Annotated in this window: 12 protein-coding genes; 2 read left to right on the plus strand and 10 right to left on the minus strand. The window is 41.3% G+C overall.

The window, feature by feature from the left end:
* The 6 genes from ACZFYI_RS03415 to ACZFYI_RS03440 form a co-directional block, all read right to left on the minus strand.
* Nucleotides 1-2,369: VCBS repeat-containing protein (locus ACZFYI_RS03415; protein ID WP_462522723.1), on the minus strand; the 2,369-nt coding region annotated here is incomplete at its 3' end.
* Nucleotides 2,366-5,695 (minus strand): VCBS repeat-containing protein, encoded by a 3,330-nt coding sequence (locus tag ACZFYI_RS03420; protein ID WP_462522724.1) that lies wholly within the window; start codon nucleotides 5,693-5,695, stop codon nucleotides 2,366-2,368. The genes ACZFYI_RS03415 and ACZFYI_RS03420, both read right to left, overlap by 4 nt.
* Entirely contained in the window at nucleotides 5,685-6,272 is a 588-nt protein-coding gene (locus tag ACZFYI_RS03425; RefSeq protein ID WP_462522725.1) for a hypothetical protein, read from the minus strand. Before ACZFYI_RS03425 ends, ACZFYI_RS03420 begins: the two co-directional genes overlap by 11 nt.
* Nucleotides 6,273-6,665: 393 nt before the next feature.
* Complete coding sequence (locus ACZFYI_RS03430; RefSeq protein WP_462522726.1) at nucleotides 6,666-9,968, minus strand: VCBS repeat-containing protein; 3,303 nt, start codon at nucleotides 9,966-9,968, stop codon at nucleotides 6,666-6,668.
* A 117-nt stretch (nucleotides 9,969-10,085) separates the two neighbouring features.
* Nucleotides 10,086-11,552, minus strand: coding sequence for a RagB/SusD family nutrient uptake outer membrane protein (locus ACZFYI_RS03435; protein ID WP_462522727.1), 1,467 nt, complete (start codon nucleotides 11,550-11,552; stop codon nucleotides 10,086-10,088).
* A gap of 69 nt (nucleotides 11,553-11,621) precedes the next feature.
* Entirely contained in the window at nucleotides 11,622-14,639 is a 3,018-nt protein-coding gene (locus ACZFYI_RS03440; RefSeq protein ID WP_462522728.1) for a SusC/RagA family TonB-linked outer membrane protein, read from the minus strand.
* A 738-nt stretch (nucleotides 14,640-15,377) separates the two neighbouring features.
* Here ACZFYI_RS03440 and ACZFYI_RS03445 point away from each other — a divergent pair.
* Nucleotides 15,378-15,614: a hypothetical protein gene (locus ACZFYI_RS03445; RefSeq protein ID WP_462522729.1), complete on the plus strand. Its 237-nt coding sequence runs from the start codon at nucleotides 15,378-15,380 to the stop codon at nucleotides 15,612-15,614.
* Between the two features lie 75 nt (nucleotides 15,615-15,689).
* Nucleotides 15,690-16,490, plus strand: a complete 801-nt coding sequence (locus ACZFYI_RS03450) for an MOSC domain-containing protein (protein WP_462522730.1) — start codon at nucleotides 15,690-15,692, stop codon at nucleotides 16,488-16,490.
* Between the two features lie 357 nt (nucleotides 16,491-16,847).
* Here the strand turns inward: ACZFYI_RS03450 and hemE are convergent, their stop codons facing one another.
* The 4 genes from hemE to ACZFYI_RS03470 form a co-directional block, all read right to left on the minus strand.
* Nucleotides 16,848-17,873, minus strand: coding sequence for a uroporphyrinogen decarboxylase (gene hemE / locus ACZFYI_RS03455; protein WP_462522731.1), 1,026 nt, complete (start codon nucleotides 17,871-17,873; stop codon nucleotides 16,848-16,850).
* A gap of 220 nt (nucleotides 17,874-18,093) precedes the next feature.
* Nucleotides 18,094-18,627, minus strand: a complete 534-nt coding sequence (locus ACZFYI_RS03460) for a hypothetical protein (protein WP_462522732.1) — start codon at nucleotides 18,625-18,627, stop codon at nucleotides 18,094-18,096.
* An 85-nt stretch (nucleotides 18,628-18,712) separates the two neighbouring features.
* Nucleotides 18,713-19,240, minus strand: coding sequence for a hypothetical protein (locus ACZFYI_RS03465; protein WP_462522733.1), 528 nt, complete (start codon nucleotides 19,238-19,240; stop codon nucleotides 18,713-18,715).
* A gap of 107 nt (nucleotides 19,241-19,347) precedes the next feature.
* Nucleotides 19,348-19,929: a hypothetical protein gene (locus ACZFYI_RS03470; RefSeq protein WP_462522734.1), complete on the minus strand. Its 582-nt coding sequence runs from the start codon at nucleotides 19,927-19,929 to the stop codon at nucleotides 19,348-19,350.
* Nucleotides 19,930-20,227 lie beyond the last annotated feature (298 nt).

Here is a 20,227-nt window from a genome sequence, read left to right on the forward strand (position 1 = left end):
GCACCGTCTTCATTGACATCGTGGACGGCGAGAGTCGAGGTATTTTCAGCAATAGGAGGTAGCGAATTCATTGAAAAGAAAAAATTTCCCTTGCCATCGTTCAGGAAAAGCCTGTCAAAGTTGAAAAATTCCTTTCTTGTAGATTCGTTACCGCCACTTCCCACATAAAGGTCCAAAGTGCCGTCCTTGTTAAAATCCTCCAGAATTGCGACCACATCCTCTGCCATATTCAGCTTGTCAAAGATGGGCTGAATGCTTTTTTCAAACTTTGCATCTTTAGTCTGAAAATAAAAAACACCGGCCTGCCCTTTGGCCCCACCGAAGAAAATGTCCTCCAAGCCATCTCCGTTTACATCACCGACAGCCAATGCAGGGCCTTCTGTCGAATACTTCCTAGGGATCAAATACTCTCTTCTGAAATCATCAAAATCAAGATTTTCTTCATGGGTCCAATCAATACCGAAATCCCTTACTTCCAAAATCGAAGTGGAGACAGGAATCGAATTTGAAGATTTTATACCTTTTCCTTTTTCCAATAGATGTCTTTTATTGACGGCAAGGTTTCGGAAAATTTCTTTATCTGTGGCATTCCAGACAACTGCGACAGAATCCACAGCAGAATTTTTTCCCAAACCAAAAGTCAAAGTTGTGGACGTCCCTGATTGGAATCCACGGGAAGTGCTCAGCGTTTGGTGAAATATTTCTTCCCCACTATGTACAAAGACCTGTGCCCCGATCCCGAATGGATTAAGTTTTTCACCTTTCAGGTCAAATTGGATAAAATGGTTTTTCAGTTTTTCGCTGCTCAGGTTTTGATACACAAAAGCTTCCTGATCGGTATTATTGACTACTAAATCCAAATCACCGTCATTGTCCAAATCTGCGTAAGTTGATCCGTTGGAGTAGGAGAGTTGGTCCAAACCCCACTCTTTCACCATGTTGGTAAATTTCAGATTACCTTCATTACGGAAGGAAAAATTTGAAAGCTTGACGGTAGGCAACATGTCAATCAGTTTCTTTTGGATTTCTTTTTCGCTCAAGCCCGGACTTGGTTCTTGACTGTATTGGACAAAGTCCAGGTCATTTGGTCGCTTGACAATGCCGTTGGTGATGTGAATGTCTTTTTTGCCGTCATTATCCATATCAAAAATCAGAGGAGACCAGCTCCAATCTGTGGCAAAGGTATTGGTCAAAAGGCCTATTTCACTGAATCTTCCGTCACCGCGGTTGAGTTGGAGGTGGTTTCGGACATATTGGTCGCCGTAGCCGAGACGCTTTTTGACATCAAATACTTCCTGCTTGTCTTCTCCGACGGATTTCATCCATATCTGTGGATCGGATGGAAGCATGTCTGTGGTGAAAATGTCCGACAAGCCATCATTATTAATGTCCCCCAGGTCATTTCCCATGCTGTACCGACTGGTATTGGAGATATATTCCTTTAAGGATTCTTTGAAGGTTCCATCAGCCTGATTGATATAGAGGTAATCATCTTCGGTAAAATCATTGGAAACATATAAGTCCATCCAACCATCCCCATTGATGTCAGCCATACCTACACCCAATCCAAAACCCAGGCTGCTTGAAAGGATTCCTGCTTCTTCGGTCACTTCAACCATCCTGTTTTCACCTTCTGCCAAAAGATTTTTGAAAAGTTTGTCTCCTCCCTTTTCATCCTGATTGGTGAATTTGGTGTCGGCATTTGCAAAAACTTCGGGCTTTTTGATCGAATGGTTGAGAAGGTATAGGTCAATATCTCCGTCCTGATCATAGTCAAAAAACAAGGAATGGGTAGAGAAACCCACAAAATCCACTCCGTATGTTGCGCCTTTTTCGGAGAAAGTCAAATCACCGTTGTTGATATAGAGCTTGTTTTTTCCGGCCAATCCTTTGTAATCCCCTACCTGCGCCACATAAATATCCAAGAATCCATCGCCGTTGACATCGGCCATGGTGACACCTGTGGACCAACCACCGTCACCTGTAACCTCTGCATTTTGGGTAATGTCTTCAAATTTGAAATTGCCTTTATTGAGGAATAATTTATTTTCGCCTTGGTTTGATGTGAAGTAGAGGTCCACCAAACCGTCATTGTTGATGTCTCCTGTAGCTACCCCTCCTCCGTTATAGAAATACAGGTATTCCAGTATGTTCATCTCCTCGGAGGAAACAAGTTTATTACTAAAATCAATGCCTGTTTCTTTGGAGTCTAAAAGTCTGAAAAGTGTGTCCTCTTGGGGTTGGGAGCAAGAAAAAAATCCAAATAAAATGACATATAATAATCCTATTATTAAATAGGGCGATGGTTTCAAGTCAAGATTTTCAACCTTCAAATCTTTGTGTCTTTGCGTCTTTGTGGGAAAAATCATTTCTCTATTTTCCAAAACTCCACCGCTTCATTGCTTTTTACCACCATCAAGACCTTTTTACCTTTAAGGTCAAGGATTTTTAAATCCCTGATTTCACCTTCCAGTTTCAGACCATGCTCTCTGTTCTGCCAATAATCAAACGTTCCGTCTCCTTTACCAATCAGGACTTCTCCATAGCTTCCGTCATATTGCCCGACTTCCGGCTTGGCGCCCCGAAGATTTCCACCCATGATGATATCCTGATTGCCATCTCCATTAATATCTGCACTCAAAATTACATACATCCATGAGCGCTGCGCATATCGTGGTAAGGATTTCACTTCAAATTTCCCGTTTCCTTGGTTCATCAAGATCGCCGAAGCAAGGAAATTCACTTCTTTCACAACTGCTTTGTTGATTTCTTCAGGTGTGAAAATATCCTCCAAAGTCTGATTGTTATAAGCGCTGTATTTGAGGTATCTCTTTTTGATTGCAGGTATTTGACCCTCAAGTTGGTGTTTTAGGGTAAATGGCACATGTTTTTCTCCCTGCTTTTTGACATAGACGTGTTCCACAGATCCGTTTTGGTCAAAGTCATTGACAAACATCCGGATGGGACTTTCTACAGAAGCTTTGAATCGGGTATTCAATCCATGGTTTGCCAAAGCAAAATCTGGTTTGCTGTCGTTATTAAAATCCCCGACAACAATCGCCTGATACCATCCCTTGAAGTTTTCCATCTCGGGCATCTCAATTTTTTCCAGCTTGCCTCCCGTGTTTCTAAAAAATGTCGGTGCCATCCATTCTCCTACTATCACCAGATCCATTTTTCCATCGCCATCGTAATCGACGACCGCTGCATCGGTTACCATTCCAATTTCTTTCAGTTGAGGTGCATATTGGGCAGTTCCATCGGTGAAGTTTCCTTTGCCATCATTGACCATAATCGCTGAATTTGGGTTTACCCCATAGACGAAAGGTACCAATCTCGATCCTGCAAAAAGATCCATTGCACCATCTCCGTTGATATCCAAAGTTCTGATGACAGAAGTACTATTTGTCAAAAACTGAAGCCCACTGTTTTCGGATTTGGAGAAATTTCCCTTACCATCATTCAGATAAAGCCTGTCCGCCAAATCCGGTGAACCGAATCCTGATTCATTGCCTCCTGATGCTACCACCAAATCAAGGCTTCCATCTCCATTGGCATCGAAGAAAACCCCGTTTCTATCTTCAGAAAACTTATCTTCTTCAAATAGATCTTGGTTTGTAGCCCTGAAACTCCCATTCACATTTTGGATAAATAACTTTCCACCATATCCTTTAGCACCACCGATAAAGACGTCCTCCAAACCATCACCGTTGACATCTCCCCAAATGGCTTTTGGCCCTTCGGTAGAGATCATGTGGTAAGTCAGCCTATCCCGGTCAAAATCCACCATGAGGTTTTCCTGATGTGTAAAATCCAAAATGGTATTTGGGTCTACCTTCGAGAAAATCTGATTGCTTGGTTTCTCAAAAAAAACAAATCCTGCTTCGGCATCTTTAGCATCTTCCCATTTCAAAACCAAAGTGGAATCGGAAGTCACATCATTAAGTAAGGTGATTTTTCCGTCCGGCCATCTTACCTGAACTTCATCGAGTCTGTTTATTTTTCCCAAACCGAAATTCAGCCTTGGATCCACAGAAGATTGGAATCCACGGTTGGGCATTTGTTCCTGATAAAAAACTTTGTCTCCTGCCAATAGCCTCACTTGGGTGCCGATGGCTGCCGTATTTTTATCCTTTCCGTAAAGTTGGATTTTGAGAAAATGATTTTCAGGTTCCAGTTCTTTCGTTCTGTTTCTATATATCAACGCCTCATTGTTGACGTTGTTGATGACAAGGTCCATCGCGCCGTCATTGTCAAGGTCGCCGTATGCAGACCCATTGGAGTGGATTGGATCCCCCATTCCCCATTCATGGATGACATTTTCAAAAACAAGGTCTCCTTTGTTTTTGAAAGCATAATTTGAAATAGGATTGATGGGCATCGGATCTACCAAGGCTTTGTAATCCACACCTGTTTTGCTGATGATTTTCCTCTTGGTTTCGTCATTGTCGATAAAATTGAGGTAATCCAAGTCTGTCAGGTCTTTGTAAATGCCGTTGGCAACGAAAATGTCTTTTAATCCGTCATTGTCCATGTCAAACATCAAGGCTGCCCAGCTCCAATCCGTCGCTTCCACATTGGCCAATCGTCCCATTTCTGAGAAAGAGCCGTCACCATTGTTGATATGGAACATGTTTCTTGTGTATTGGTAATGGTAATCATGCTCAACGTTGAATTGGAATTTATCATAGCTTTCAAAAGTCGTAATCTGTTTGAGCCGTTCAGAAGGCTCAGGAAGCATCTCGGTCACAAACATGTCCAAATATCCATCATTGTTGATGTCAGCGATGTCGGCACCCATAGATGCTGCTGAAATGGCACGCATGTAAGAGGTTAGACTTTCTGTAAAAGTCCCGTCCTGATTATTGATGTAGAGGTAGTCCCTTTCGAAGAAATCATTGGAAATAAAAATATCCATCCATCCGTCCTGATTGACATCACCAATAGTGATACCCAATCCAAAACCAATCAAACTTCCATAAATCCCTGCAGGCTCAGACACATCGGTAAATTTTTCCCCGTCATTTCTGAACAATTTATCTCCTCCAACAGGATCTCTTTTCGGTCTTTCATTTTGCATCTTGTTGAAGCTGCCGATGGATTGATAACTGTTGTTGAGCAGATAGACGTCAAGGTCCCCGTCATTGTCATAGTCAAAAAACACCGCATGCGTAGAATATCCCTGATCCGCGAGTCCAAATGCTTCCGCTTTTTCGCTGAAAGTACCATCCCCGTTATTGATAAATAGCTCGTTTTGTTTGTTATCACCTGCGATATCACCCGAATTACAGACATAAATATCCAACAATCCATCACCATTGACATCAGCCATTGCCACCCCCGTACTCCAAGCCCGCGTACCGGCAACTCCCGCAGTCGCTGTTATATCTTTGAACTTGAAATCACCTTCATTCAAGTAGAGCTTGTTTTCTCCCAGATTGGAAGTCAAATACAAGTCTATGAGTCCGTCATTGTTGACATCTCCCATGGCTACTCCACCACCATTGTAGAAGTTTCGGTAGGTGAAAATATTGAACTTCTCGTCAAAGGGAAGGTCGTTTCTAAAGGTCACCCCCGAAGCGGAGGATTCTATTTTTTGGAATAGGGTTTCCTTTTTTTCTCCTTCAGGTGCTTTACAGGATGCAATGATTCCTGTAATGAAAAAGGAAATATAGATGGATTTATTAAGACGCATCGGCTACTTTTTTTGTCATTTCGGCCACATCCTTGACACGGAGATCTAGGATTTCAACCCGAACTGTATTGATATTTTTTTTAAAAACGCGGATCAATCTGTTGCCATCAATTTTGACCATGGCACTGACGGATTTGTCTTTGTTGGCTACTTCAAAGAATCCATCACCGTACCAGGTTTCCAAAAGAGCGACCACATCGACGATCAATTTTTCATTGGAGAATTCTTCATTACCGGGAAACCATTGAGGATAAACAAACTCTATTGGCATAAAAAAAAGCTTGTCGTCCTCAAACTCAGGATAAAAGTTCATTTCACCATTTTTTCCTGAAGGCATGACCGGTTTGTATTGAATCTGAAGGTAATGGTTGCCATTGATCAAAACGCCATTCTTGTTGTGTTCCCAACAGGTGCCAAAAAACTCCTTCCTTCCCATTCCAAACTTGATGTCGAGAAAAAGTTCTTCCACCACCTTGCCTGAAGCAAGTTCTCTTTCTTTTACCAAGTCATATTCTGTTTTGGGTTTGCATGACAGCACCAAACTCAATGCGAATAGCAACATAAATACTCTGATCATTTACTTTTTTTTCTAAATTTTATTCTTCCCTTTTTGAATCTTTGGTGTCGGTCATCTTTCTTATCCTAACCCAAACCTTCAAGGTCTAAAAAAGACCTCAAAGGTTAGCCCAACTCTCACCTTTTTCTTTTCTCTTCTCACCCTCTTCCTCCATTTCCTCTAAGTCCTCAGTGTGTTCTGAGGTGATTTTTTTTCTCCACCCTCAACTCTCTTTTGTTTTTGGCGGGAAGCAAATTCGGTTTTGGGATTACTTCGGCCAAAAATCGAATCTTTTCTTTTCCCATCTATACTACCGAGATTTGACCACTGCGTGGTCTTCCTTCCTCCATTTTCTCTGAGTCCTCAGTGTGTTCTGAGGTGATTTTTATTCTTTTACCTTTTACTATTACTGGCTCATTTCACCATTTCCCAAACCCCCGGTACATCATTATTCCTACTCACTACAATCCGGATTCCATTTGAAGTTTTGATACTTTTGATATCCCTTATTTCTCCTCGGACGAAGAATCCGGATTCAAAGGAGGGAATTATGTGGAGGTCTTTTTCATTGGTTCCTGTCAGATGCCAGCCAAAGCTTCCCATATTGATTCCCAACTCAGGTTTGATCCGGCTCTGGTTTCCGCCGAACAGTAAGTTGGTTTTTCCTGATTCATCCTTGAAGAAATGAATGGCATATACTGGACTGCTTTGGATGGGGTAGGGCATAAATACTTTTGCAAATGTACCATTTCCCTTATTTATAAACAGGCTTGTCTCTAAAGTATGTACGTCCAAGACCATGTTTCGGGACAATATCTCCTGTGGAAATAAATCCTCAAGTCTTTTGTTTTTGTAAGCATCATAAGTCAACAATTGCTTTCGCAAGGCAGGCAATTGCTTGATCAAGGTGGATTTCAACACCAAAGGATAAGTGCTGTCACCTTCATATTGTGTTATGATTTGCTCTATACTTCCGTTTTGGTCGTAGTCATTGATTTGTAATTGCAGGGGTTTTTCAGGAGAAGCTTGGAGACGTGTATTGGTTCCCGAATTTCCCGCCAGAATATCCGGCAATCCGTCTCCATTGATGTCAGCTACAAGGAGGGTATTCCAAAGACCCCCGGTTTTGTCAAATCCAAACGCAGAAGAGGCGTCGGTATATTTTCCATTTGTTTTTTTAAAGACCTTGAGAGGCATCCATTCGCCGGAGATCAGGATTTCAGCTATCCCATCTTCATCCAGATCCCCAATCCAGGCATCCCTTGTCATTCCAATATTTTTGAATTCAGGAGCCAATTCAAGGGTTTTATCGACAAAAACTGCATTTCCCTGATTTTCCAGAAACGTTACATCGCCCGGTACGCCATAAGCAAAAGGAACTGTCCTCGTTCCTATCAAAAGGTCCATTTTTCCATCTCCGTTGTAGTCAAAAGCCTTCGCAAAAGAGGAGCTTTGGAATACCATAGGAAGACTTTCTTTTGTTTTGGTGAAATTTCCCCGGCCATTGTTAAGGTAAAGTCTGTCCTGGTAATTCATGTTGAAAGCACTGAATTCAAGGCTCCCGCTCACCACATATAGGTCCAAATCCCCATCTCCATCTGCATCAAAAAACAATCCGTCTACATCTTCGGCTACAGAATCTGCTTCGAATTTTTGATGGATTTGAAAATCTCCAGAGGGATTTTGGATAAAAATAGAGGAGGCTTGCCCTTTGGCACCAGGAAGGAAAAGGTCGTCAAGCCCATCACTGTTGATATCTCCTACAGCCATTTTTGGACCTTCATTGGAAATCATATGAAACCGCAGCCTGTCCCTGTCAAAATCTATAAAATCACTTTCGCGATGCTTCCAAGGAAGCTTGATGGAAGAGGTTAGGAGGAGTGGCTTCGAAACCGGCTTTACAGATTTCCAATCTTCGGTTGCTAAGGAAGGATCCAATACTAGCAGCTGATCTACTTCAGCATCTTTTAATTTTGTGGTTTTCCCATTTGGCCAAAGTACGTTGACGGAATCAATTTTTGTCACTTGTCCAAGACCAAAATGGAGTTTATGATCCACGGAAGACATATATCCTTTGACCGGATTATGCTCCGCAAAAAACAGCTGATTTCCAGCATATAAAGTCACTTGTGTCCCGAATTGACCATTGAGATCAAATTGGAGAAAATGGTTTTTGTTGATTTCCCTGCTGTTGTTTTTGAATATGGAAACTTCACCGTTCAGGTTATTGACCACCAAGTCAAGGTCACCGTCATTGTCAAGGTCAGCATAAGCAGCGCCTGTCGAAAAAGTCAATTGCTCCATACCTGATTCGGCTGCCACATTTTGGAACTTGAAATTACCCTTATTCTGAAAAAGGAAATTCATTTGAGGATTGGAAGGAAACTCATCAATCATCTTAGTCAACAGGATACTGTCCCGCTTAAACTGGGCGATCAGATCCTGGTTATTGACATAATAATCAACATAATCAAAATCTGTGAGGTCTTTGACGATGCCATTGGCTACGAAAATATCTTTGAGTCCGTCATTGTCTGTATCAAAAATCAGAGCGCCCCAACTCCAGTCCGTAGCATGTACGCCGGATTGTCTTCCGATTTCCGAAAAATGGACTTGCTTACTGTTGGGTTGGTAACCCAGGTTTCTTTGAAGGGTATTTCTTGTGAATTGGTGAAAATAGCCTCCAGCTACATTGGCTTGGTACTTGTCCCATTCTTCAAATGGGGTTTTGGTTTTTACCCGTGCCATGGATGCAGGCAGCATCTCTGTGACAAAAATGTCCTGCCAACTATCGTTGTCCAGGTCTGCAATATCCGCACCCATGGAACCCATGCTGATTTCGGTCATCATGTCTTCGAGAGACTCGCTGAAGGTACCGTCGCCATTATTGATATAGAGGTAGTCTTTTTCAAAAAAATCATTTGAAACATACAAGTCTGGCCAACCATCCTTATTGAGGTCAGCTACTGTCACACCCAATCCATAGCCGATGGCAGAACCAAAAATACCTGCAGATGCACTTACATCGGTATATTTACCATCGTCATTTCGGTAGAGTTTATTCCCGCCAAAAGGATCCCTAATATCCCTCTGTCCGATTCTGAGGTCATTTACACCCACAGACCTTGCAGAATTATTCAGAAGGTACATGTCCAGGTCACCATCTTTGTCATAGTCAAAAAATACTGCGTGCTGGGATAGTCCCTCATCGGCGATCCCATATTCTTTTGCTTTGTCGGTGAAGGTCAGGTCACCGTTGTTGATGAATAGTTCATTGTATCGCTGATCTCCTCCCAAAGGTCCGGATTTGCAGACGTAGATGTCAAGCCATCCGTCACCGTTGATATCAGCCATACTGACTCCTGTAGACCAGATTCCCGGTAAAGCTAACCCTGCTTTTCCGGTAATATCCTCAAACTGAAAATTACCTTTGTTGAGGAAGAGTTTGTTTTCTTCTTGGTTCCCTGCCAAAAAGACATCTACCAAACCGTCATTGTTGATATCGCCCAAGGCTACACCTGCACCGTTATAAAAATTTCTAAAAAGGTAAGGGTTGAATTTTTCGTTATAGACTAGGTTATTGTTAAAGTCGATCCCAGTCTTCTCTTTTTCCATCAATTCAAAAAGAGTCATTTTCTCTTCCTCTTTTTTAGAGCAGGAAAATAGCAATGACAAAAGGGGAAGAATAAGGAAGTAGCGACTTGTCAACAAAGACATTTTGAAAGGATTAATTTGGGATATTGCTCAATTTTCTATTCCGAAGGTATCCATAAAATCAAAAAGAAGTGCACCTAAGTGCACTTCTTTTATTTTTGAGATATCAAAATATCCAGATTAATATCCAGGATTTTGTGTTAGGTTAGGATTAGCCTGAAGCTGGTTTTGAGGAATCGGGAACAGAGTCCTGAAACCTTGAGAAGCAGGCTTCTCCCACCAAGCAGCAGTGTATTTTCCGAATCTGATCAAATCCGATCTTCTTTGACCTTCAGCAAAGAATTCTTTTCCTCTTTCTGCCAATAAGATGTCAGCATCAATAGAGGTCAAAGCAGGGGCAGAAGATCTTGCCCTGATTTGGTTTACCAATGCAATTGCATCTGCAGTTCTTCCTAGTCTCCAAGCACACTCAGCTTTCATCAAAATGACATCACCATATCTGAAGATAGGGAAGTCATTGTTTAGACTATTTGCAGAACCAAGAGGGATTTCAAATTTGTTGATCCTTGTTCCAGCTTGTCTGAAGGCATTTGGTGCCAATTGGTTGATCTGGGGAGTGAAGTTCACAACAGGACCATCAGGATCTCCAGGTTCAGCAGAGGCATCTATCAAGTCAACTCCGGTAGAAGATCTTTGGATACCTTCTCTCAAAGAACCTTTTCTTAAGTCACCTGCTTCAAAGCTATTGTAGAATTCTTCCAAAGCTGTATAACCATTCCATGGCTGCTCTACCAAGTTGAAAGTAGCTTGGTTGACATAATGGAAGGTCATGTGGTGAATGTTGAAACCACCGGCATTGTTTGCATCATAAGGAAGTGTAAACATATTCTCAGTTGAATTCGCATTCGTTGCTGAGAAATTTTGGAAGAAGTTAGGTGTTAAGCTGTATTGGCCTGAATTGATGATTACATTCAAAGCAGCTTCCGCATCTGCCCATCTTGCCTTGGAAGGATCCAATACTCCAGGAGTGGTGCTCAAATAAACTTCAGCATTCAAATACAGTTTCGCCAAAATCATATGAGCAGTCCAATAATTCAAATTGGTCTTTATATTGGTTTTTGGGAGTAATTCCACATTGTCTTTAATGCTGCTTTCAATGAATGCGAACACCTCAGCCCTTGTATTTTGAGCAGGATTTCCACCTCTGTCTGTTTCCACGATGATGGGCACATTACCGAAGTTGTCTATCAACCATAAGTAAGACAAAGCTCTCAATATCCTCAATTCAGCTCCCAATGCTTCTACTTCAGGATATTGCTGCAACAATAAGTTGGTCTCACCTACGATTCTGAAGCAATATTGCCAAGCACCGTTATAGGCACCGTCACCAACAGCCCAAGTGTGTCTGTGGTTTCTTAGCCAGATACCACCATCTTCCCAGTCAGCACCTTTTTGTGGAATCGCCAATTGGTCAGAGGATACTTCGTTGATACTCCACATACCTCCGTGACCTCCCCAGTTGCCCACTACGGCAGCATAAGCAGATTGTTTCAGTACTTCAATCAACTCAGGACGAGGGCTATTTGCCAAATCTTCTTGAGTTACCCCTGTCAGAACTTCCTGTTCCAGTTCCCAGCATGATCCCATGGTTATTGCCACAAGACCTCCAACAAATAATGATTTAATTGATCGTAACATATTTATTTTGAGTTTATGTTATTTTAATGTAAATGTTAAACCTGCAGTCCAGATTCTAGGTACGAAATAAGTATTTCTTCTTTCGATACCCGGAGCCAATGGGTTTCCTCCGTCTGTCCATCTCACTTCAGGATCTACACCAGAAAACTGTGTGATCGTGAAAAGGTTTTGAACACCACCATATAACCTGAAATTGCTGATACTTGCAGATTTTATTGGAAGGTTATATCCCAATTGTAAGTTGTCTAACCTTACGAAATCACCTCTTTCAAGATAAAGATCAGAGAATGTAGGCGTAGAGGTTACAAGTGGGTTGGTAGGCGTGTTTTTGGTTACAACTGAGTTCCAGGTATTTGAAGCGCCATCTGCGTTTTCATAGAATCCTCTGAAGGAGTTGTAAATCAAGTGTCCGACACTTCCTCTTAACAAGAAGTTCAAGTCCCAGTTTTTGTAAGAGAATGAGTTAGAGAAACCAAAGTCCGCAGTTGGAAGACCGTTTCCTAAATTTTCAAATTCTTCCGGTCTTTCGGTGCTCAGGATATATTCTCCGTTTTCAGTCAAGCCCAAGAATTTAGGACCGTAGAAGTTACCAATTTGATCACCTACTCTGTTCCAAACGATTTCGTTGTTGTTTTGTCCAGGAGAACCTGGCGTTGCCTGACGGATTTCAGGTAAGCTGATGGATCCTACACCGATTCTGTCGATGGTCGTTCTTTGGTAAATTGTGAAGTTTACTGAAGGAGTCCAATTGACAGCACCAAGTTTTACATTATTGACATTCAATAAGAATTCAAAACCTGCACTTGACAAATCAGCAATGTTTGCCCAAATGGTGGTGGCAGTATAGAAGTTTCCTGGATCGAACTCGTTTGGAGCACCTACAGGAACTTGGGTGTTGAACAACAAGTCAGAGATGTTTCTTCTCCAATAATCCATTGTACCGGTGATTTTTCCATTCAATAAAGCATAGTCCAAACCGAAGTTAAATTCTTGGAGAGTTTCCCACTTCAACTGAGGGTTAGGATTTGAAATCTGGTTTACACCTACAAAAACAGAATTGATAGGTTGAGATAGGTCTAAAGGAATTCTGTTTCCGTTTCCGAAAATACCCAAAGCCAAAGTTGGAGAAGGAGGCAACTGACCTACCACACCAAAGGAAGCTCTAGGCTTGAATTGGCTGAAAGGACCCATATCCAAAACCTGAGTCAAATCCGCACCTGCCGTCACAGCAGGGAACACACCGGTTTGGTTTTCTTTACCAAATCCTGAGAATGTTTCAGCTCTTAGTGAAGCTGAGAAGAAATAAGTGTTGTTGTAGTTGAAGTTTGCTCTTCCAAACATTGAGTTTAAAACCGATCTCACAGCGTATGAACCCATGTCTGTACCAGGTCCGAATCTCAAACCGCCCGCGCCAAGATTGTTTGCACCTTGGTCAAAAAGGTATCTGGAAGAGGATGCATTAAATCCGTTTGCATTGAAAATCTGAGTTTCTGCACCTCCTAATAAAGTGAAATTCATTCGGTCAAAAATCTCATCTTCAAATCTGATTGTACCATTCAAGATGCTTGTTGTGTTATTGAACAAATTTTGGCCCGCTGAACCGCTACGTCCAAATCCAACATTGTAATCCTGAAAAGAGTAAAATTGGGTGGAATTCACTGTCAATCTATCTTCAGAAAACTGGGAAGCAATGGTCACTTTGTCACTGATGTCATATTCTATTCTGTATGAATAGATGGCACTCTTGATGTCATTGGTGAATTGCTGCTGATTGATCAAGGCAACAGGGTTGAAATAGTCAAACAAAGGTCTTTGGAAATAACCCCCAAAGTCTCTGTTTGCATTTGCCAAACGTGTATCTCTATCCTCAGATGATTCCCCTGTAGCATTGAAGTCCCTTTCAAAAATCGGGGCAGTCGGGTTATAGATAGTTGCATACCTTACAGCTTCACCGTTTACATCTTTGGTATTTGTCTGAGTGTAGGCCAATCCCATATTCATTCTCAACCTGTTTTGCATAAGTCCATGATTAAGGTTGAAACGGGTGTTCAGTGTTTCTCTGTTGGTTCCTTTTACAATACCGTCATTATTTCGGTAGTTGACAGAAGCCAAGTAATTGGTATTTTCAAAACCACCTGTTACAGAGGCATTGATAGTTCCGTTCAATGCAGTTTGGGTGACTTCGTCTCTCCAATCAGTTCTTGAACCGTAATCTGTTCCGCCTCTTGCCACAAATTCTTCCGGAGAAAGAATAGGAATTAGATTGGTTGGAACTTCAGCAGCACCAAAAGTATTGATGGTAACATTTGCACTTCCTTTTTTCGAAGAGCCTTTTTTGGTAGTGATCAAGATTACACCGGCAGAACCTCTTGTTCCATAGATGGCAGCAGCAGAGGCATCTTTTAATACGTCAAAAGACTCAATGTCATTTGGATCGACCGCATCAATGGAAGCACCGATAACACCATCCAATACGATTAGAGGCGATTGGGTTGCACCAAAAGAGGAAATACCCCTCAATCTCAAAGTTGGCTGTGAGTTGGGGTTACCACCTGCACGTGTTACTGATAGACCCGCAACCTTACCTTGAAGCAATTGGGTAGGATTAGGGAAGTTACCACGGTTGAATTCCTCGGAACCAACATTGGTCACAGCAGAAGTGATTTCCTTCTTATCCTGTGTGCCGTAACCGATCACGACTGCTTCCTGTAAGCTTTGGATATCCTCAGCCAATTCGATGTTGAAAATACTTTGATTTCCAATCGCTACTTCCTGAGGCGTAAAGCCAACAAAGGAAAACACCAAGGTGGCATCTCCGTCCTGTAAATCAATTTTGAATTTACCGTCTAGGTCAGTAGTAGTACCTCGCGTGGTACCTTTGACAAGAACTGTTACTCCCGGAAGGGGATCTTTTAAGGTTGCATCCAGGACAGTTCCTGTTGCTACCCGGCCTTGAGCAAATGCCGAGGCAATACCGACCATCATCAGTACTGACATGAGGGCAAGAGCCTTTAGTTTTTGTAAATAATTTCTCATAGGGTTTGTTGTTTTGAAAAAAACGAAATTGTTTATGTAGTTGATTTCAAACCTAAATTGAATCTTTAAATTATATTTTGCAATTTTTAACATTTACCCTCCGGGGCTTTTGGCCAAATGGCTGTTAACAGAATAATGGTATTTTTTATTAATCGTTAAATAATTGAGATTTTACTATAAGAATTCGCAACCGAAAACGTTTGAATTTTTCGAATACTTAAAATTTTTCGATTTTTTTAAAAATGTGAAAATTGATGACTTAAATTAACCTCTTCGGCGGTTATATGGTAGGCCGTACCATATTACCATCGAGTAGGCTTATTTTTGCCTTTTCGATAAATCAGGGAAAAGTCGGCATGTATCTGGAATTTTCAACCTGTTTTTCTACGGATTTGGCTTGCCTAAAAAAGAATGAAAAATTACCCCTTTTTTCAAAAGAAATCCACACGAAAGCAGGTTTTTGACCTCATTATATTTGATCAAATTTTACTCAAAAAGTTATCTTAGATTATTTACCCTTAGCAGGAATTTACACTTTCGTAAATAGAGGTTTTTCCAAAATCCCAATTTGAGCGTTTTGCGATCAGTTGGCTTTTGATTAAATATACAAACGATAGTTTTTTAATTTTAACTGAGATCAACTTCAAAATTTCTTCATCACCTCAATTACATATTTCATTGTTAATGTTTTTTCTTTAATTGATGCAACTTTTTTGTTCTAATCAGTATCTTAGCGACATGAAGGTTTTTGATAAAAAGAAAAGAGACCAAGAAAGGAAAAAATGGATGATAGTCTTCCTGATCTGCATTGGGACTACGATTTTTTACTCCCAACAATCCTCCAAAAACACCGTGGCATTCCAACTTTTCAATCCTTTTTATGCTTGGAATAATGCTGAGGGGAATCCTATCAGGAATATTGTTACTAAATTTATCCCACAGGAAATTCCGGATAGGCTCAAGGAATGGAGATAAGCTGCTGATTCTAAATTAGAATTACAACAAACCATTCTTTGACAAAACCGGTACTTTGATCCAATTTGAAGCATCATGTATTTACAGGACATTTATATTTATCCCATTAAGTCACTTGGTGGGATCAGGTTAGAAGAATCAATTCTCGAGGAAAGAGGGTTGAAATTGGACAGAAGATGGATGCTGGTGGACAAAGAGGGGATGTTTCTTACCCAAAGGACTTTTTCTGAAATGGCACTGCTGCAGGTAGAGGTGGAGGAATCCGGTCTTTTGGTTTTCCATAAAAATGACAGAAGTATTTGTATTCAGATCCCTTTTCAGCCCCAAACCGAGTTTTTTAAATCCGTTAAAATTTGGGACGATGAGGTCATTGGGCAGATTGTAGATGAAAAGGTAAGCAAGTGGTTTTCATCAACCTTGGGTATGGAATGTGACCTTGTCATTATGCCGGAATCTACTGAAAGGAAATTATCCCCAAAATATGCAGTAAACAATGAATCTGTGGGTTTTGCGGACGCCATGCCCTATTTATTGATAGGGCAGACTTCTTTGGATGAACTCAACACTAGATTGGAGAATCCCGTACCCATGGACAGGTTTAGACCCAATTTGGTATTTGCGGGAGGGAATCCTTTTGAGGATGATGCTTGGCACAAAGTGAAGGTTGGTGATGCAGTTTTTAAGATCACAAAACCCTGTGCCCGCTGTGTGATGACGACCGTCAATCAGGATACAGCAGAAAAAGGCAAAGAACCTTTGAAGACCTTGGCCACCTACAGGACTTTTGACAACAAGGTGATGTTTGGTCAAAACATGCTTTTGCTCAAAGGAGATAGGATTAGGGTAGGGGATTTAGTAGTTCCTTCCTTCATGTAGGAACTAAAGTCAACGGCAAAAAAAATAACCACCACAGTGATCCCAGAGTAAAAGGAGGAAAATTAAGTATATCGATGGCCACTGATCCCATAGGGATCAAATATGGGTAGCCCCGAGTAAGGAACGCAACTCGGGGTTAGAAACGGAAACGGCGATTCCGGTTTTTGGCCGAAACCATGCGAATTGAGAATTGATGTTTCCGCCAAAAACAGGGAAGGTTATTGTAAGGAAATCATTTGGTTGTCAGTGAAGACACTGACAACGGCGGAGAGATGTTCAAAATCCTTTTCTTCCTAGGCGAAACCATTGCGTCCATTGCGGTAAAAAAAGATTCTTCCATCAGGGTAGGATACCTAATTAGGAATAACTTTTCACAGTCTGGACAAATACCTTCACCATCTCGGGATCGATGTCAGGATAGACACCATGGCCAAGGTTGGCGATATGCCTTGTTCCTTTGAATTGGTCCATCATCGATTTGGTGGCAGCCTCGACTTCCTTGGCACTGCCATACAAGGCTGCAGGGTCCAAATTTCCCTGAAGGGTTTTGTTCGGGCCAATTAACTCCCTTGATTCTTCAATTCCCATATTCCAATCCAAACCGATGGTATTGCAGTTCAACAAAGCCATTTCTTTTCTTGCAAAAAATGCACCTTTCGCAAAAACCGTTGTCGGTACATTTTGAATGGCATCGCAGATTTGAGAGATATAGGGAAGTGAAAATTCCAAGTAATGGTTTGGAGGCAATATCCCCGCCCAACTGTCAAAAATCTGAACCAAATTGGCACCTGCAGCCACTTGCGCTTTCAGGTAATTGATCGTGCTGTCAGTAATCATCTGCAACAGTTTATGGGAAAACTCCGGTTGTGTATAGAGCATTGCCCTGGATTTGGAAAAAGTCTTGCTTCCTGACCCTTCGACCATGTAAGCGAAAATCGTCCATGGCGCTCCCGCAAATCCAATCAAAGGTACACGCCCATTCAATGCTTTCTTGGTGATTTTGATCGCCTCGATGACGTAGCTGAGGTCATCCACACCGTCAGCAATCCTCAGTTTTTTCAAATCTGAGACATCTTTCACAGTATTGGGGAACCATGGTCCCCGTTTTTCTTGCATTTCATAAGGTAATCCCATCGCTTCAGGGATGACCAATATGTCTGAAAAAATAATTGCCGCATCGACATCCAAAATATCCACAGGCTGTAAGGTCACTTCTGCTGCCAATTCAGGCGTTTGAGCCAATTCAATAAAACCACTCACACTTTCACGGACGGCACGGTATTCAGGAAGAATCCTTCCGGCTTGACGCATCAGCCAAACGGGTGTTCTTTCTACTTTTTCGCCTTTTGCGGCACGGATCAATAAATCATTCTTCAATTGCATGCTGCAAATATAGAATCCCAATTTGAATTAGGAGGTAAGGATATGGAAACTTGTTTTGGACTTTGTCTGAAAAGTGAATTTCACCAAGCAGTCAGAAAAATCTGTGAGGTATTCTTGGGCTTGTTTTTCCTATACCTTTGATTTGAAGTCCGACCAAAAAGTTGGATTTCCTAAATAGAAAAATCAAAAAAAAGCCTCCAATTTTGGAGGCTCTTGAAATTTATTTTCTTGCTTCTAGTTTCACAAAATCGCTTTCGGAAAGTCCGAGCATTTTGACTACTCCTTCATAATCATTGTAATCGATTCTCGAACTAAAATCAGCCGGAACAACAACCACCCTGAACCTTTGATTTGTGGTCCAATCTGAACCCAATAGAGTTGGGTCAAAATTTGTCTCTAAAAACACACTGAAATCAGCTTTACTGAAATCGTAATTATAAATCAAAGTACCTTCCTCAAAAAGTACAGTTTGAGGCAATGCTCTCCAGATTGTATTGCCATTGGCTGTTTCCCATCGTACATACATCAAGACCACATCACTGTCAAAAATTGGCGGCTGAAAATCAAAGACAGCCAGATAGTTATTGGCAGATGTAAAATTAACATTCACTTCAAATGCTTCAGCAACAATGTTGACGCCTGCTTGACCCTGTGGACCTTGAGGTCCTGGTATCCCCGGAGGCCCTACTGGTCCTACACAGGCATAAATAGAAGCCAAAGCTCCTACCAATAATAAAGAAAGTAGTTTTCTCATAAGATTTCTGTTTTGGATAATTGAATAAAAACTAAGACGGAGACTATATTATTTGGTTGTAATGTTTCAAAATATCAAGTTGGGATCAGGGATTCTTTTTGCTGTTTATCCCAATAACTTTTATTTCATCAAGTCCGACAATCTGATCAATAAAAACGTCAGGTTCAGGTAAGGAATTGTCTTTAGAGAAATCGATGATTTTTTTTTTGATTTTTAATGGTCCGGGCATCACAAAACGGTGGGCTTTGATAGTTGCGATAATGGCATTTTTACCTGAATAAGAAACCTGATCAAATCCTGATTTATTTTCCATCCATTTCGATTCCAATCCTACGAAAACTTCCATGGTGTCCAATTTCCCTGCCGGTTCTGCATAGTAAATGGTATGTAAAACTGCTTCAGGATTATCGTTTTTGATTTTTTCTATTTCCTGAAATGCCATCCGAAGCTTCTCATCCTGCGGAATTCCCTTGAAATGTCTTCCTATCAAATTGAAATCTTCTGAATGGGTCACCTCAAGCTTTACATCATTGAATCCACCCAGGTTATTGAAAACAAATAAACCGATGCCGGCCATTAAAATGATGGAAATGAGAACAATCTTTTTTTTCATATATAAAATTATTCACGAAAGAACTCTTCAAACCAAATAGAAGAGCTTTGGGGGAGAGTAGTTAGGTCCTATCTATCGACTATGGTCTATAAACTTTTAAGCTCCAATCAAAACAAATACCTGACTCCGATTGCTCCCTGAAGCCTAAAGTGCCCAAAACGGTCCAACAATTCCATAAAGAAACCAACTTCCCCAAAAACACTGATCGGAGCTTCGTCAAAGTAATACTCTGCCCCACCAAATGCCTCTGGGCCAAAATCCATGTTCCTTCGGGTTTCTCTCAAGGTTGCCTGAGAAATGGAAGAATCTGTAAAAGCATAATCTACCAAAACAGACCGGAGCTGAACCCCGGCACCTACATAGCCTAACAAGTAGCCTGAACCGATATTGAAATCATCCGAAAAGTCCTCATGGTATGCACCACGAAAATTCAAAGACCAAGAATTGGAGGTGCTGTGGCCTACATAAAAAGCATTTGGGCTGGGTCTGTTGTTTTCAAAATCTCTTCGATAATATTGCCCGCTGTTTGGCCCACCTCTTCCGACCATTCCCTCTAGGGAAATTTTGTCATCGAGGAAGGTTTTGTAGGTGATGGAAAATGGTTCGCCGAACCTCAATCCTATACCCGATTCTTGGGCAATTGCAAACAAAGGCAACATGGCCAAAGCCAAAACAAGTACTTTTTTCACTTTATATTAATTTTTGGTTTAGTTCTAATTTAGATATGAGACGTGAGACATGAGACTGGATCAAGATGCGAGAGACAAGAAGCGAGAAACGAGATACCAATTATTAGCCTTTCCCCAAAGCATCCGTCATCGGTCATCCGACCTTTTTTCAATTCTACCTTCCACTTCTCACCTTTTACTACTATCCTTCATACTTCCCACATCCTGACTTCCCTGCATCCCTGCTTCCAAACTTCCTACTTCTACCCAATCGCCATTGACTTGAGCTGCATCTGATGGAGTTTGGAGTAGTAGCCTC

The sequence above is a fragment of the Aquiflexum sp. genome (genome assembly GCF_977115555.1).

Bases quoted from the DNA above. Each gene is read 5' to 3' on its own strand.
- ACZFYI_RS03445 (WP_462522729.1), top strand. From the start codon at position 15,378: ATGAAGGTTTTTGATAAAAAGAAAAGAGACCAAGAAAGGAAAAAATGG.
- ACZFYI_RS03460 (WP_462522732.1), bottom strand. From the start codon at position 18,627: ATGAGAAAACTACTTTCTTTATTATTGGTAGGAGCTTTGGCTTCTATT.
- ACZFYI_RS03440 (WP_462522728.1), bottom strand. From the start codon at position 14,639: ATGAGAAATTATTTACAAAAACTAAAGGCTCTTGCCCTCATGTCAGTA.
- ACZFYI_RS03420 (WP_462522724.1), bottom strand. From the start codon at position 5,695: ATGCGTCTTAATAAATCCATCTATATTTCCTTTTTCATTACAGGAATC.
- ACZFYI_RS03465 (WP_462522733.1), bottom strand. From the start codon at position 19,240: ATGAAAAAAAAGATTGTTCTCATTTCCATCATTTTAATGGCCGGCATC.
- ACZFYI_RS03425 (WP_462522725.1), bottom strand. From the start codon at position 6,272: ATGATCAGAGTATTTATGTTGCTATTCGCATTGAGTTTGGTGCTGTCA.
- ACZFYI_RS03450 (WP_462522730.1), top strand. From the start codon at position 15,690: ATGTATTTACAGGACATTTATATTTATCCCATTAAGTCACTTGGTGGG.
- ACZFYI_RS03435 (WP_462522727.1), bottom strand. From the start codon at position 11,552: ATGGGATCATGCTGGGAACTGGAACAGGAAGTTCTGACAGGGGTAACT.
- hemE (WP_462522731.1), bottom strand. From the start codon at position 17,873: ATGCAATTGAAGAATGATTTATTGATCCGTGCCGCAAAAGGCGAAAAA.
- ACZFYI_RS03430 (WP_462522726.1), bottom strand. From the start codon at position 9,968: ATGTCTTTGTTGACAAGTCGCTACTTCCTTATTCTTCCCCTTTTGTCA.